General features: G+C 72.1%; 16 protein-coding genes. 8 read left to right on the forward strand and 8 right to left on the reverse strand.

What is annotated here, in order from left to right; genetic code table 11:
* Nucleotides 1-163: 163 nt before the first annotated feature.
* Both ACFO9I_RS04555 and ACFO9I_RS04560 read right to left on the reverse strand, forming a co-directional pair.
* On the reverse strand, nucleotides 164-529 hold the full coding sequence (locus tag ACFO9I_RS04555) for a rhodanese-like domain-containing protein (protein WP_379178250.1): 366 nt from the start codon (nucleotides 527-529) through the stop codon (nucleotides 164-166).
* 271 nt (nucleotides 530-800) lie between these two features.
* Nucleotides 801-2,615, reverse strand: a complete 1,815-nt coding sequence (locus ACFO9I_RS04560) for a 3-hydroxyacyl-CoA dehydrogenase family protein (protein WP_379178252.1) — start codon at nucleotides 2,613-2,615, stop codon at nucleotides 801-803.
* Nucleotides 2,616-2,760: 145 nt separating this feature from the next.
* Between ACFO9I_RS04560 and nucS the strand changes: the two genes are divergently transcribed.
* The gene (nucS, locus tag ACFO9I_RS04565) at nucleotides 2,761-3,435 is read left to right on the forward strand and encodes an endonuclease NucS (RefSeq protein ID WP_379178254.1); all 675 of its coding nucleotides are present in this window, start codon (nucleotides 2,761-2,763) and stop codon (nucleotides 3,433-3,435) included.
* Nucleotides 3,436-3,485: 50 nt separating this feature from the next.
* A complete protein-coding gene (locus ACFO9I_RS04570) occupies nucleotides 3,486-4,220 on the forward strand; it encodes a class I SAM-dependent DNA methyltransferase (protein WP_379178256.1) in 735 nt (244 codons plus the stop codon).
* Here the strand turns inward: ACFO9I_RS04570 and ACFO9I_RS04575 are convergent.
* Entirely contained in the window at nucleotides 4,171-4,890 is a 720-nt protein-coding gene (locus tag ACFO9I_RS04575; RefSeq protein WP_379178258.1) for an ArsR/SmtB family transcription factor, read from the reverse strand. The genes ACFO9I_RS04570 and ACFO9I_RS04575 overlap by 50 nt on opposite strands.
* Before the next feature lie 64 nt (nucleotides 4,891-4,954).
* Between ACFO9I_RS04575 and ACFO9I_RS04580 the strand changes: the two genes are divergently transcribed.
* The 3 genes from ACFO9I_RS04580 to ACFO9I_RS04590 are packed head-to-tail and all read left to right on the forward strand — an operon-like array spanning nucleotide 4,955 to nucleotide 6,268.
* Nucleotides 4,955-5,401 (forward strand): hypothetical protein, encoded by a 447-nt coding sequence (locus ACFO9I_RS04580; RefSeq protein WP_379178260.1) that lies wholly within the window; start codon nucleotides 4,955-4,957, stop codon nucleotides 5,399-5,401.
* Between the two features lie 25 nt (nucleotides 5,402-5,426).
* Entirely contained in the window at nucleotides 5,427-5,915 is a 489-nt protein-coding gene (locus ACFO9I_RS04585; RefSeq protein ID WP_379178262.1) for a GNAT family N-acetyltransferase, read from the forward strand.
* A gap of 32 nt (nucleotides 5,916-5,947) precedes the next feature.
* Nucleotides 5,948-6,268 carry a DUF952 domain-containing protein gene (locus ACFO9I_RS04590; protein ID WP_379178264.1) on the forward strand — a complete coding sequence of 107 codons (321 nt, stop codon included), beginning with the start codon at nucleotides 5,948-5,950 and terminating at the stop codon, nucleotides 6,266-6,268.
* Here the strand turns inward: ACFO9I_RS04590 and ACFO9I_RS04595 are convergent.
* Both ACFO9I_RS04595 and ACFO9I_RS04600 read right to left on the reverse strand, forming a co-directional pair.
* Nucleotides 6,265-6,750: a SixA phosphatase family protein gene (locus ACFO9I_RS04595; protein WP_379178266.1), complete on the reverse strand. Its 486-nt coding sequence runs from the start codon at nucleotides 6,748-6,750 to the stop codon at nucleotides 6,265-6,267. The two genes, ACFO9I_RS04590 and ACFO9I_RS04595, sit on opposite strands and share 4 nt — an antisense overlap.
* Entirely contained in the window at nucleotides 6,743-7,681 is a 939-nt protein-coding gene (locus ACFO9I_RS04600) for an FAD-dependent oxidoreductase (RefSeq protein ID WP_379178268.1), read from the reverse strand. The genes ACFO9I_RS04595 and ACFO9I_RS04600 overlap by 8 nt, the downstream gene beginning before the upstream one ends.
* A 75-nt stretch (nucleotides 7,682-7,756) precedes the next feature.
* Between ACFO9I_RS04600 and ACFO9I_RS04605 the strand changes: the two genes are divergently transcribed.
* From ACFO9I_RS04605 to ACFO9I_RS04615, 3 genes are all read left to right on the forward strand, one after another.
* A complete protein-coding gene (locus ACFO9I_RS04605) occupies nucleotides 7,757-9,574 on the forward strand; it encodes a right-handed parallel beta-helix repeat-containing protein (protein ID WP_379178270.1) in 1,818 nt (605 codons plus the stop codon).
* A complete protein-coding gene (locus ACFO9I_RS04610) occupies nucleotides 9,564-10,118 on the forward strand; it encodes a hypothetical protein (protein ID WP_379178272.1) in 555 nt (184 codons plus the stop codon). Before ACFO9I_RS04605 ends, ACFO9I_RS04610 begins: the two co-directional genes overlap by 11 nt.
* A gap of 100 nt (nucleotides 10,119-10,218) precedes the next feature.
* Entirely contained in the window at nucleotides 10,219-11,292 is a 1,074-nt protein-coding gene (locus tag ACFO9I_RS04615; RefSeq protein ID WP_379178274.1) for an alpha/beta fold hydrolase, read from the forward strand.
* A gap of 24 nt (nucleotides 11,293-11,316) precedes the next feature.
* Here the strand turns inward: ACFO9I_RS04615 and ACFO9I_RS04620 are convergent, their stop codons facing one another.
* The 3 genes from ACFO9I_RS04620 to ACFO9I_RS04630 are packed head-to-tail and all read right to left on the reverse strand — an operon-like array spanning nucleotide 11,317 to nucleotide 12,741.
* A complete protein-coding gene (locus ACFO9I_RS04620; protein WP_379178276.1) occupies nucleotides 11,317-11,841 on the reverse strand; it encodes a ferritin in 525 nt (174 codons plus the stop codon).
* A gap of 37 nt (nucleotides 11,842-11,878) precedes the next feature.
* Nucleotides 11,879-12,097: a hypothetical protein gene (locus ACFO9I_RS04625; RefSeq protein WP_379178278.1), complete on the reverse strand. Its 219-nt coding sequence runs from the start codon at nucleotides 12,095-12,097 to the stop codon at nucleotides 11,879-11,881.
* Nucleotides 12,098-12,126: 29 nt separating this feature from the next.
* Nucleotides 12,127-12,741 (reverse strand): histidine phosphatase family protein, encoded by a 615-nt coding sequence (locus ACFO9I_RS04630; protein ID WP_379178280.1) that lies wholly within the window; start codon nucleotides 12,739-12,741, stop codon nucleotides 12,127-12,129.

A 12,741-nucleotide genomic window follows, 5' to 3' on the forward strand; every position in this document is an offset into this window, starting at 1 on the left:
AGGCCGCGGATCAGCGGATCCCCTCCACAGGGGCCTCGAGGAGCTCGAGCGGATCAAGTCCGCCGCAGCAGCCGCGCAGGCCCGCATCACCGACGCGCCGGACCGTCGGCGGTCCGTCGGGCAGCCGGTGCCCGAGACGGCCGCACTCGTCGCCATGGAGCGGTCACGCCCGATCTTCTGGCGTACGTCGCAGCGCGAGCAGCGCCTGGTAGCCCCCGACGAGGTCGGTGGCCCGGTGCAGCCCGAGCTCGCGCAGGGTCGCCGCGGCGAGGCTCGAGGCGTAGCCCTCGTTGCAGACGATCACGTAACGGGTGGCCCGGTCTCCTGCCCCGGCCAGGTGGTACGGGCAGGTCGGGTCGAGCCGCCACTCCAGGACGTTGCGATCGATGACCAGAGCCCCGGGGAGTTCTCCGTCCCTGGCCCGCTGCTCGACAGGTCGGATGTCGACGAGCACGGCGCCGGCCGCCACCTCGTCGGCGAGCCGCTCCGGATCGACCCGGTCGAGTCCTGCGCGAGCACGCTCCAGCAACGATTCGACGGACGCCGGCCCGGTCTTTCCCGGCCGGTCAGAAGGAGGCCCCACCGGACCGGAACCCGCGGGGCGGCTCGTCCTCCGGTCGGTGGATGGCGGTGTCGTTCACGCCACCGGACCGCCCGGACCTGGACCGCAGGGCCCAGGCAACGGCGAGGACGACGACCACTCCGAGAACGATCCACCACAGCATGGCGGCTCCTCACGACGAAGGTGCCACCAGCGTACGCCGATCCGCAGTGCTCGGCCCCGCCGCCGAAGCCCCCTGTCAGCGGCGCGAGTAGTCCCGGAACCCGCGCCCGGCCTTGCGACCGAGGTAGCCGGCGGTGACCAGGTGCTCGAGCAACGGCGCCGGCGCGAAGCCGGGCTCGCGGAACTCGAGGTAGAGCTCGCGCTGGATCGCGAGCGAGACGTCGTTGCCGACCACGTCGAGCAGCTCGAAGGGACCCATCGGCAGCGCACAGCCCTGCTTCATCGCCACGTCGATGTCGTCGGCCGTCGCGTAGTGGGCCTCGAGCATCTTGACCGCGTCGTTGAGGTAGGGGAACAGCAGCGCGTTGACGATGAACCCGGCCCGGTCGCCGCAGGAGACGGCCACCTTGCCGACTGATCCGCACAGCGCCCGGACCGTCTCGGTGACCTCGTCGGAGGTCGTCACCGTGGACACCACCTCGACCAGCTTCATGATCGTGGCCGGGTTGAAGAAGTGCATGCCGATGACGTCCTGCGGGCGCTTGGTCACGCGGGCCATCTCGATGATCGGGAGGCTCGAGGTGGTGGTCGCCAGGATGGCGCCGGGCTTGCAGATCTCGTCGAGGTTCTCGAACAGCGTGGTCTTGACGTTGAGGTCCTCGGCGATGGCCTCCACCACGATGTCGACGTCCGCGAGGTCGTCGAGGCTGGTCGTGCCGGACACCCTCGCGAGCACCTCGGACTTGGCCTCCTCGGTCGCCTTGCCGCGCTGGATCTGCTTGTCGAAGTTGCGGGTGATCGTGGCGGTCACGCCGTCGACCTTGTCCTGCGAGCGGCCGACGAAGAGCACGTCGTACCCCGCCTTGGCGAAGACCTCGACGATGCCGCTGGCCATGGTGCCCGTGCCCACGACACCGACGGTCCGGATGTCGTGGCGCAGCTGCGGCACGTCGTCCGCGCCCGGCGTCTGCGCGTCGGCGACCACGACCGGGCTGTCCGGGCCCTCGTAGGTGTAGAAGCCGCGACCGGACTTGCGGCCCAGCAGGCCGGCGGTGACGTACTGCTTGAGCAGCGGCGCCGGCGCGTGCAGGCGGTCGCGACCCTGCTTGTACATCGTGTCCAGGATCTCGTACGCCGTGTCGAGGCCGATCAGGTCGAGCAGCGCGAGCGGGCCCATCGGGTAGCCGCAGCCGAACCGCATCGCGGCGTCGATGTCCTCGCGGGAGGCGTACTTGCCCTCGTACATCGACACGGCGTGGTTGAGGTAGCCGAACAGCAGGGTGTTGGCGATGAAGCCTGCCTTGTCGCCGCAGACGACGGGGTTCTTGCCCAGCCGCTCCACCAGCGCGGTCACGTCCTCGAGGACGGACGGCTCGGTGACCACGGTGCGCACGATCTCGACGAGGTTCTGCACCGGAGCGGGGTTGAAGAAGTGGATGCCGACCACGCGGCCGGGGTGGGCGTTCGCCGTCGAGATCTCGGTGACCGACAGCGAGGAGGTGTTGGTCGCGAGGATCGCGTCCGGGGAGACGATCGCCTCGAGCTCGCGGAAGATGCCCTTCTTGACCTCGAGCGACTCGACGACGGCCTCGACGACGAGGTCGGCCTGCGTCAGGTCCTTGATCTCGGTGGTGAGGGTGATCCGGCCGAGGATCTCCGCCTGCTCGGCCTCGGTGATCTTGCCCCGCTTCACCGCCCGGGCGGTGGAGTGCTCGAGGTGCTGGCGACCACGGTCGAGCGCGTCGTCGCTCACCTCGACACCGACCACGGCGATGCCGTTGCGGGCGAAGACCTCGGCGATGCCGGCACCCATGGTGCCGAGTCCGACGACACCGACGGTGCGGAACTCACGGGTGGCGGGAGCGGCGTTCTCGGGGGGCGTGCTCGTCATGCCCGGCATCGTGTCACGCGCCACACGGGGGCCGCACCGTGAGTTAGTTCACCCGCCGGTAACTTGTCGGCGGCGTCAGCCGCGCCACCTCACAGGGCGGGCCGGGAGGTCGGCGGACCTGGGGTCCACGGTAGATTCGTCGCCCGTGAGACTCGTGGTGGCGCGCTGTCAGGTGGACTATGCAGGGCGGCTGACCGCCCATCTCCCGATGGCGACCCGGGTGCTGATGATCAAGGCCGACGGCTCGGTCCTCGTGCACTCCGACGGCGGCTCGTACAAGCCGCTGAACTGGATGTCGCCGCCGTGCACCCTGCGCGAGGGCGTCACCGACGAGGGCCAGGTCGAGTGGACCGTCACGAGCAAGACAGACGACACCTTGCGGATCCTCCTCGAGGAGGTCCACCACGACTCCTCGCACGACCTGGGCGTCGACCCGGGGCTGCAGAAGGACGGCGTGGAGAAGCACCTCCAGGCCCTGCTCGCCGAGCACCCTGCCAGTCTCTCCCCCGGTCTGACGCTGGTCCGCCGGGAGTACCCGACCGCGATCGGCCCCGTCGACCTGATGTGCCGCGACGCCGAGGGGCTCAGCGTCGCCGTGGAGATCAAGCGCCGCGGCGAGATCGACGGCGTGGAGCAGCTGACCCGCTACCTCGAGCTGCTCAACCGCGATCCCCTGCTCGCGCCGGTCCGGGGCATCTTCGCGGCCCAGGAGATCAAGCCCCAGGCACGCGTGCTCGCCACCGACCGCGGCATCGCCTGCGCCGTGGTCGACTACGACGCCCTGCGCGGCATCGACGACAGCGAGCACCGGCTCTTCTGAGGCGATAAACCGGTGGCCCGGCGCGGACCCGGGGCACCACGATGTCCGCCATGCTCCCCAACTACTTCGACGGTGACGTCGCGAAGCGCTACGACGACCCGGACGACGTGATGTTCTCGCCGGAGGTGCTCGGCCCCACCGTGGACCTGCTCGCCGACCTGGCCGACGGCCGCGCCGTCCTGGAGCTGGCGATCGGCACCGGTCGGGTCGCGCTGCCGCTGAGCGAACGAGCCGTGCGCGTCCACGGGATCGAGCTCTCGGCGGCGATGGTCGAACAGCTGCGGGCCAAGCCCGGCGCCGAGAAGATCGACGTGGCGATCGGCGACATGACGACCACCCGGGTCGAGGGCCGCTTCGGGCTCGCCTACCTGGTCTTCAACACCATCGGGAACGTGACGACCCAGGACGGCCAGGTCGCCGTCTTCGAGAACGCCGCCGCCCACCTCGAGCCCGGCGGCCTCTTCCTCGTCGAGAACCTCGTGCCGATCGTGCAGAAGCTGCCGCCCGGCGAACGGTTCGCCGTGTTCGACCACACCGACAAGCACCTGGGCATCGACGAGTACGACGTCGCGACCCAGCGCACCTGGTCACACCACTACTCGTCCACCGACGGGGAGACCTACCACCGGCGCTCGATCCCGTTCCGCTACGTCTGGCCGGCCGAGCTCGACCTGATGGCCCGCATCGCCGGTCTGCGGTTGCGCGAGCGCTGGGCGGGCTGGGACCGCAGTCCCTTCACGGCCGAGAGCCCGAGCCACGTGTCGGTGTGGGAGAAGCCGAGCTGAGCGAGCACCCGAGGGCCGCCAGGCCCGCCGAGCCGGCCGGGGTCAGCCGAAGCGCCCGGGAGTCCGACGACCGGCGGACGAACCACCCGCCCACGACCAGCGCCTCGGTGATCGACGCGGCGAGGCCGCCGGCGAGGTGGGACCGGCGCTCCGTCCAGTCCAGGCACGGCCGGGCGAAAGTACGCCGTCGCGCGCGGGTGGCCGCCACGTCGACACCCAACCCGGCCAGCCCGGCCTCGCCTGCGGCGGTCACGTCGTACGCCTCGGACAGCCAGCCGCGTGCGAGGAGCGCGTCGTGCAGCTCGACCCCGCAGCGACCGGCGAGGTGGTCGTAGCAGGTGCGCGCGAACCCCAGCGCCTGTGCGTGACCGGACTGCCGCAGCGACGTGACGGGCCTCGGAGGCGCGACGTGCGACAGCGCCTCCAGCGCTGCCCCCACCTCGGGGCCGGCAAGCCGGTAGTAGCGGTGCCGCCCCTGGGCGACGACCTCGACGAGGCCGCCCTCGAGCAGCCGCGCCAGGTGCTCGCTCGCGGTCGACCTTCCGACGCCGGCGACGCGGGCGAGCTCGCCGGCCGCGAGCGCCCGACCTCCCATCAGGCTGTCGAGCATCCGGGCCCGGCTCGGGTCCCCGATGAGGGCGCCGACGGCGGCGAGGTCGGTGTCGTGCACCGGTCGAGCGTACGGCCGCCACGTTTCGGTCGGCGCCGACACGTCCCGCTCCTACGGTGCCGCCATGGAGAACCCCGGAGAGCAGGTCGAGTCCGCTGTCGAGCACTGCCTGGAGGTCGCCGCGACCTGGCTGGCCTGGGACGGTCACCCCCGGGTGAGCGAGGACGGCGGGCGTGTCTACACCCCGCACAAGGCAGTACGCCGCATCGCCGACCACCTCATCGACCACCTCGCCGAGATCGAGGCGCTGCTCGCCGGGGTGGACACGATGCCCGACGGGTGGCACGCCAGCCTGGTCACGCTCGAGTCCGACTGGGCGAGGTTCACCGAGCTCGACCTGGACGAGGCCCGGCAGCGGCTGCGCCGGCTCGGACGCACGGTCTCGCTGCGCCTGGCCGCCGCAGGCCCGGACGCGTGGGACCTTCCCCGCGGGGACAACTGGTCCCTGCGCGAGATCGCCCGCCACCTCACCGGCATCCGCTGGTACGCCGACCAGGTGGGCCGCCTCTGAGCGCGGGCCCGGGTAGGTTGTGCCGATGCTCGAGCTGGTGCTCCCTGACGTCGCCCGCCACGCGGCATGGCTCGCGTCCCACCGGGAATGGGGGCCCGGCTTGCACGAGGACGGGTTCGGCATCGCCGCGGACGACGACGTCGAGAGTGCCGACGGGTTCGCCGCGTGGGTGGGTCGACAGAGGTCGCTGCCTGCGGCCCGCGCATGGTGGATCGTCGACGGCGGCACGGTGCTGGGAGGCATCGCCCTGCGCACGGGGAGCAACGACACGGTACTGAGACTCGGGCACGTGGGCTACGGCATCCGTCCGTCCGCTCGCGGACGGGGCATCGCCACGTGGGCGCTCGGACAGGTGCTCCCCCACGCGCGGGCGGCAGGCCTGAGCCGTCTGCTGCTGGTGTGCCTGGCCGACAACGTGGGCTCGATCAGGACCATCGAGCGACACGGCGGGGTCGTCGAGGAGCCCGACGACCGCGGCGACGCCGTCGTGCGCCGCTACTGGATCGCTCTGTGACCGATCGCCGGCACGTGAGGCACGATGCACCGGTGCGCATCTTCCACATCGCCACCGCGACCGACTGGGAGTCGGCGCAGCAGTCCGGCGCCTACACGACCTCGACCCTCGGCGTGACCCTCGAGGAGGAGGGCTACATCCACGCCAGCCGGGCCGACCAGTGGGAGGGGGTCAGGGCGGCGTTCTACGCCGACGTGACCGAGCCGCTGGTGCTGCTCGAGATCGACACCGACCTCCTCGAAGCGCCCGTCGTCGAGGAGGTTCCGGCCCCCGGCACGACCGAGACGTTCCCGCACGTCTACGGCCCGATCCCGCCCTGCGCGGTGGTGGGCGTGCGTCCCCTGGACGGCTAGCCGGCCGGTGGCCGGCCGGAGGCCCGCAGCGTGGCGCTCCCGGGGCCGGCCTCGTCCCACTGGCCGGTCACCGTGAGCACGGCGAGGGCCGAGGTCTTCATCGGCACCCACTCCCCCGCCAGCATCGAGGCCAGGTCCTCCAGCCCGGGGTTGTGCGCCACCAGCACGACCACGTCGAGGTCCGGGTCGAGCCCGCGCACCACGTCGAGCAGCTCCTCGGCGTCCGCGGCGTACACCCGCTCGTCCAGGGTGGCCTCCGGCGGCGCGGCGAGCTCGGCAGCGACGAGCTCCCACGTCTGCCGGGCCCGGGTGGCCGGGGAGACCACGGCCAGGTCGACGTCGCCCACGTGCGTCGCCAGCCACCGACCGGTCCGGGGCGCCTGTCGTCGGCCGCGGTCCGCGAGCGGGCGGCGGACGTCGGGCTCGCCGCCCGACCAGTCGGACTTGGCGTGCCGCAGCAGCACGAGGGTGCGCTCAGGCATGGTCGCCGCCGTTCGCGACCAGCGCCGCGACTTCGTCCGCACACCCCCAGCTCAGCGTCACCCCGGCTCCGCCGTGGCCGTAGCAGTGCACGACGTGGCCGACCCGCTCCAGGCGGACCGCCGGGCGCACCGGCCGCAGCCCCACCTTGTGCCGGAGCACCTTCGCGTCGCGCAGCGCCGGCACCAGCCGGGCCGCACGATCGAGGATGAGCCGCGCGGTCTCCGGGGAGGGCGTCCGGCTCCAGTCGCCCTCCTCGTCGGTGCCACCGATGACGATGTCGTGCTCGCGAGGCACGACATAGGTCGGTCCGGCCGAGTCCAGCCACCACCGGTCCAGGCCGAGCTGCTCGACGTAGAGCACCTGGCCCCGCACCGGCACCACGGTCCGGTCCGCACCCAGCAGGCGGGCCCCCAGGCCGGAGCAGTTCACGACCACGTCCGCTCCCTCGGGAAGCGCCCGCAGGTTGAGCCGGGTCACCGTGCCCCCGAGCCCCTCCACCTGCCCCACCAGCCAGCGCAGGTACACCGGCATCTCGACCACCGGCGTGGTGAACGTCCAGCCGTCCACGTAGCCCGGCGGCGGCGAGACGACCCGCTCGAGCGCCGGCACCGCCGACCGCCACCACGGATCGCCCTGGCGGCGGGTGAGCACCTCGCTGCCGCGCACCATCCGGACGCCGGCCTCGGGCGACCCCGCGTACTCCACCGGCGCGGCGAGCGCGTCGAGGACGGCGTACGACGTGGCCGCCCACGCGGTGACCTTGTCCTGGGGCAGGGCCCGGTAGGGGTACCAGAGCGCGGCCGCCACGGCCGAGGTCGTCTCCAGGGGCAGGTCCCGGGCGACGACGTCGACCCGGTGCCCCGCCTCGAGCAGCCGCACCGCACAGGTCAGCCCCACGACGCCGGCCCCGACCACGATCACCCTGCTCATGGACCCGAGTCTGTCCTACTCACGCGTAACCCACATCACAACGGTCTCGTTGGGAGGGCGACGAAAGGACCGCACATGCGTCGACCCACTGGTCTCCTGCTCGCCCTGCTCGTGGTGTGGGGGGTGGGCGTGGCCCCGCCGGCCGACGCCCACGAGGAGCGTCCCGCCGTGTTCCCCGACGGCACCGGCCACCGTCCGTCGTTCCTCGGCTGGGACAACCCGCGGCAGCGCGTGGTCTGCAAGCCGGGCAGCCAACGCCGCATCGAGGCGATGCCGGAGGGCGCGGTCAAGCGACGCAACGAGCGGCTCCTGCGGTCCTGCCAGTTCCACTCGATCCAGACCGCGATCAACTCGATCAGCAAGCGGCGCACCTCGGTCTACGTGCTGCCCGGCACCTACCACGAGAGCAGGTGGGCGAAGCTGCGGCGCAGCAGGTACTGCTCGCACCTCGAGACCTCCTCCAAGGCGCCGCTGCTCTCGGCGGAGTACATCGGCAGCCTCTCCTCCCCCGACACCGGCGCGAAGGAGGGCACCAACGGGAGGTCCAACCCGATCGCCCTCTCCTACGCCGACCAGCGCGCCTGCCCGCACAACCTCAACCTGATCGCGATCTTCGGCGACCGGACCCCGGGCGACAAGGACATCTCCTGCGACAGCCGGTTCTGCGGCACCCAGCTCGTCGGCACCGGGCGGCGGATCACCGACGTCACCGTCGACAACCGCTTCCAGAAGCTCAACGGCATCCGTGCCGACCGGGCCGGCGGTCTCTACCTGCGCAACATGACCTTCGAGCAGGCCGAGTTCAACTCGATCTACGTGCTCGAGACCGACGGCTTCGTCCTCGACCGGGTGATCGCCCGCGGCAACGACGAGTACGGCATCCTGGCCTTCGCCAGCGACCACGGGCTGATCCAGCGTTCCGAGGCCTACTTCAACGGTGACTCCGGCATCTATCCCGGCTCCGGGTCCGACCTCAACGCCGACAACACCGACTTCGAGCCCACCCGCTACGCGATCGAGATCCGCCGCAACAGCAGCCACGACAACACGCTCGGCTACTCCGGCACCGCCGGCAACTCGATCTGGGCCCACCACAACGACTTCTTCGACAACGCGACCGGCATCGCCACCGACTCGTTGTTCCCGGGCCACCCCGGGCTCCCGCAGGACCACGCACGCTGGAACCGCAACCGGGTCTTCTCCAACAACTCCAACTACTACACGAAGTACGTCGACACCGGGATCTGCGAGAAGCCGATGAGGGACCGCGGCTACATCCACGGCACCGTGTGCCCCGTGGTGCCGGTCCCGGTCGGCACCGGGGTCCTGATCGCGGGCGGCAACTACGACTCGACCGACCACAACTGGATCTACGACAACTGGCGCAACGGCACCATGCAGTTCTGGGTCCCGGCCGCGCTGCGCGACGACTACGACCCGGCGCACCAGAACGACACGTCCAACCACAACCACACGTTCGCGAACCACATGGGCATCGCCCCGGACGGCAGCGAGCACCCCAACGGCCTGGACCACTGGTGGGACGATCAGGGCGTGGGGAACTGCTGGGAGGACAACGTCTACGCCGGTGGCAGCGGGAGCGACAACTTCACCGTCCCGCCCCCGTCCTGCGCGGACGGCGGCTCGGTGCTCGCGCCGGGGGTTCCCGTCAAGGACGCCGGGTTCCTCACCTGCAGCCAGTACGACCGTGGCGACCCCACTTGGCGGCACCCGGCCGGCTGCAGCTGGTTCGACAGTCCGGCGGAGCCCGGCACCGGCACGGCCGCCACGGACCGCGACGCGCTGGTCGCGGCGCCGGTCGTCGCGATGCTCGGGGCCCTGCTGACGGCCATGGGCCTGGCCCGGCGCCGGCGAGGCAGCCGTGCTGCGTAGGGCCGGCCTGGCCGGGGCCCTGCTGACGGCACTGCTCACCGGCGGCGGCGTCGCCGTCGCCGGCGACGGCCCGTCGCTCACCACCGGCGGTCCCACCTCGGTCAGCGGCACGCAGGCCACGACGGTGTTCCGCATCGGCGACCACACGGTCCGCCAGGTGCGGTACGCCGACGGCGGGACGCTGCGCTACACGTTCCGGGTGACCAACCGGGGCCGGTTCCCGGTCACGGTCCTCGGCCTGGCGGACCGGCAGCCGGAGTCGCGGCTGTTCACCGCCACCGGCCTGACCGGGACCGACGGCGGCGACGACGTGCGCCTGGGCGCCGGCGAGAGCCGCGAGCTCACGCTCGAGCTGCGAATGGGTGGGTGCGAGAGCCTCTCCGCCCGGGCCGGCGCCTTCGTCGACGAGGTGGTGCTGCGCACCGAGCGGGCCGGGGTGCTCCGCGACGACGTACGGCTCGACCTCCCCGAGGAGGTCCACACCGGGTCGCCGCGCGAGGCGTTCTGCCCCCGGTCGACGGCCACGTCCCGACCCCCCGGCTGAGACGCGGACCACACCGGCGCCGACGACCGACGTACCGCCGGTATGGCATCATCGGCAGGGCCACACCTTATTGACGACGATTCAACAAGGAGCTCTCCCCGTGCGCCGTCCGTCCCGACCCGCCGCCCTCGGGGCCGCGCTGACCTCGCTGGTCGCCTCCGTCCTCGTCGCGACCACCCTCACGACCCTCTCCCCCACGCCCGCCGCGGCGGACCCGGGCGGCGAGGTGGTCTCCCGCGCGGTGACGATCGACGTCGAGAACACCAACGGCACGTCGGTCGCCTGCCTGCCGGACAACAAGTCCTACGCGCTCCACGCGAGGCTCGTGGGACCGCGTCGCGAGGTGCTCGGCGCCAACGTCCCCCGGATCAACGTGCTGGTGCACGACCTGGCGACCGGATCGTGGTTCTGGCACCTGACCCGCCGCCCGGCGTACGACTACGCGGGCAGGCTCGCCGCGGCCGGCGAGACCTCGCTCGTGGTCGACCGGCTGGGGTACGGCGCGAGCCGGCTGCCCGAGGGCGACGCCACCTGCCTGGGCGCGCAGGCCGACATGCTCCACCAGGTCGTCCAGCACCTGCGCTCCGGGAGCTACCGGTTCCGGGACAGCGCCCGGGCCACCCCGGCCGTCCACCACGTGGTCCTGCACGGCCACTCGGTGGGCGCCGCGATCGCCCAGGTGGAGGCGGCCACGTTCGACGACGTCGACGGCCTCGTGCTGATGTCGTGGACCGACAGCGGCCCCTCGTCCCGCGCCGTGGACGAGGCCTCGCGCCAGTCGACGGCGTGCCTGCGGGGCCAGGACTACGTGCGCTTCGGGCAGAGCCGGAGGGACTACCGCTCGCTGCTCTTCCGGACGGCCCCCTCCCGCGTCCAGCGCACCGCGCTCGCGCACCGCGACGAGAATCCCTGCGGCGACGCCCTGAGCCTGGCCCAGATGGTCACCACCTCGACGCTGACCGCGGGCCGGGTCGAGGCGCCGGTGCTGCTGCTGTTCGGCGGCAGGGATGCGCTCAACCGGGACGGCGCCACGCAGCAGCAACGCCAGGCCTACTCCTCGTCGGTGGCGGTCAGCTCCCGCACGATCGCGGGCGCCGGCAGCGCCCTGCCCCTGGAGCGGTCCGCACCCCGGACGCGGGCGACGGTGCTGCGCTGGCTGGACCGCCTCGACTGAGCGGGGCCGCCACCGCCCGGTGGCTCAGGCCCCGGCCTGGCGGGGCGCGGTCGGGTCGGTCTCGGGACCGCTCTGCTCGCGCGCGACGTACTCCTCGATGTTCTCGATGTCACCGCGGTTGCGGGTCACGACCGCGAGCAGGTCGCTCATCGTGGCGACCTCCTCGACCTGCTCCTTGACGAACCACTGCAGGAACTGCTCGGAGGCGAAGTCGGACTCCTCGCGCGCGGTCTTGAGCAGCGAGACGATCTGCTCGGTGACGCGCTTCTCCTGGGCCACGGCGAGCTGCACGGGCGCCGCCACGTCGTCGAAGGTCGGCGTCGGCGCCTCGACGCCGGGAATGACGACGTCGGCGTCGGTGTCGAGGAGGTACTGCACCATCATCATCGCGTGCGCGCGCTCCTCGAGCGCCTGCTCGTAGAAGAACGCGGCCATCCGCGGCATGGTCTGCGCGTCGTAGTAGACCGCGCACGCGAGGTACTGGTTGTGGGCGGCGAGCTCGTTGCCGATCTGGGCGTTGAGCTGCTCGACGAAGCGTGCGGCGGGCACGTGGTCTCCTCTGGGGATCGGTGGCGAGGATCGCCGGTCAGGCGGCCCTGGACATCTTCTTGGCAGGCTTGCCCGCCGCGTCGACCTTGACCAGCTTGCGCTTCTTCACGGTGTAGCCCTCCGGCAGGGTGCCCTCCTTGAGCATGCGCAGGGGGCACCGCTTGCAGCGGTCCTTGGAGACGCAGCACTTGGACTTGGGCAGGCGCGCGACCTGCCCCTTGCCCTTGGCCTTGTCCTTCTTCTTGCTCTTGCCCACGACTGGCACTGTATACGACTAAGGTTTGCCTAACCTATGTCGCGTCGACCGTCCCACGTGGTGAGCCGCCAGCCCTCCGCGTCGGCCTCGAGCTCGACCGCGGCGCAGTTCGGCAGGGACAGGCCGCGCACGCGCTCGGCAGCGATGCCGACCAGGGGCGGCAGCGCGGCCAGGATCGCGCCCCCGTGGCTGACGACCAGGGCGGTCTCGCCGCGGTGCTCGTCGGCGACCTCCTCGAGCACCGTCGTCACCCGGCCCACGAACGCGTCGATCCGCTCGCCGCCGCCGATCGTGGCATCGCGGTCACCCTCGACCCACGCGTCGAACGCCGCACCCACGTGGGCGCGCTCGTCGGCGTGGGTGCCCGCGATGGCGCCCACGCCGTACTCCCGCAGCCCCTCGCGGACGACCACGTCGACGTCGAGGCGCGCGGCCACGATCTCCGCGGTCTGCACCGCGCGCGACAGCGAGCTCGTCCAGACCCGGGCGATCCGCTCCCCGCGCAGCCGGTCGGCGAGCGCCCGCGCCTGGGCCCGCCCCTGCGGGGTCAGGCAACCACCGTCGTCGGTGACCAGGTCGGTCTCGTACTCCGCCTCTCCGTGTCGGGCGACGAAGACGCGGGCCGGGCACTGCAGCGAGCTCAT

The organism is Nocardioides sp. GCM10023255 (assembly GCF_042653125.1).
Classification (GTDB): domain Bacteria; phylum Actinomycetota; class Actinomycetes; order Propionibacteriales; family Nocardioidaceae; genus Nocardioides.

Coding starts and splice junctions, on each gene's coding strand:
- ACFO9I_RS04600 (WP_379178268.1), bottom strand. CDS start 7,681: ATGAGCAGGGTGATCGTGGTCGGGGCCGGCGTCGTGGGGCTGACCTGT.
- ACFO9I_RS04570 (WP_379178256.1), top strand. CDS start 3,486: ATGCTCCCCAACTACTTCGACGGTGACGTCGCGAAGCGCTACGACGAC.
- ACFO9I_RS04560 (WP_379178252.1), bottom strand. CDS start 2,615: ATGACGAGCACGCCCCCCGAGAACGCCGCTCCCGCCACCCGTGAGTTC.
- ACFO9I_RS04585 (WP_379178262.1), top strand. CDS start 5,427: ATGCTCGAGCTGGTGCTCCCTGACGTCGCCCGCCACGCGGCATGGCTC.
- ACFO9I_RS04580 (WP_379178260.1), top strand. CDS start 4,955: ATGGAGAACCCCGGAGAGCAGGTCGAGTCCGCTGTCGAGCACTGCCTG.
- ACFO9I_RS04595 (WP_379178266.1), bottom strand. CDS start 6,750: ATGCCTGAGCGCACCCTCGTGCTGCTGCGGCACGCCAAGTCCGACTGG.
- ACFO9I_RS04605 (WP_379178270.1), top strand. CDS start 7,757: ATGCGTCGACCCACTGGTCTCCTGCTCGCCCTGCTCGTGGTGTGGGGG.
- ACFO9I_RS04630 (WP_379178280.1), bottom strand. CDS start 12,741: ATGAGCTCGCTGCAGTGCCCGGCCCGCGTCTTCGTCGCCCGACACGGA.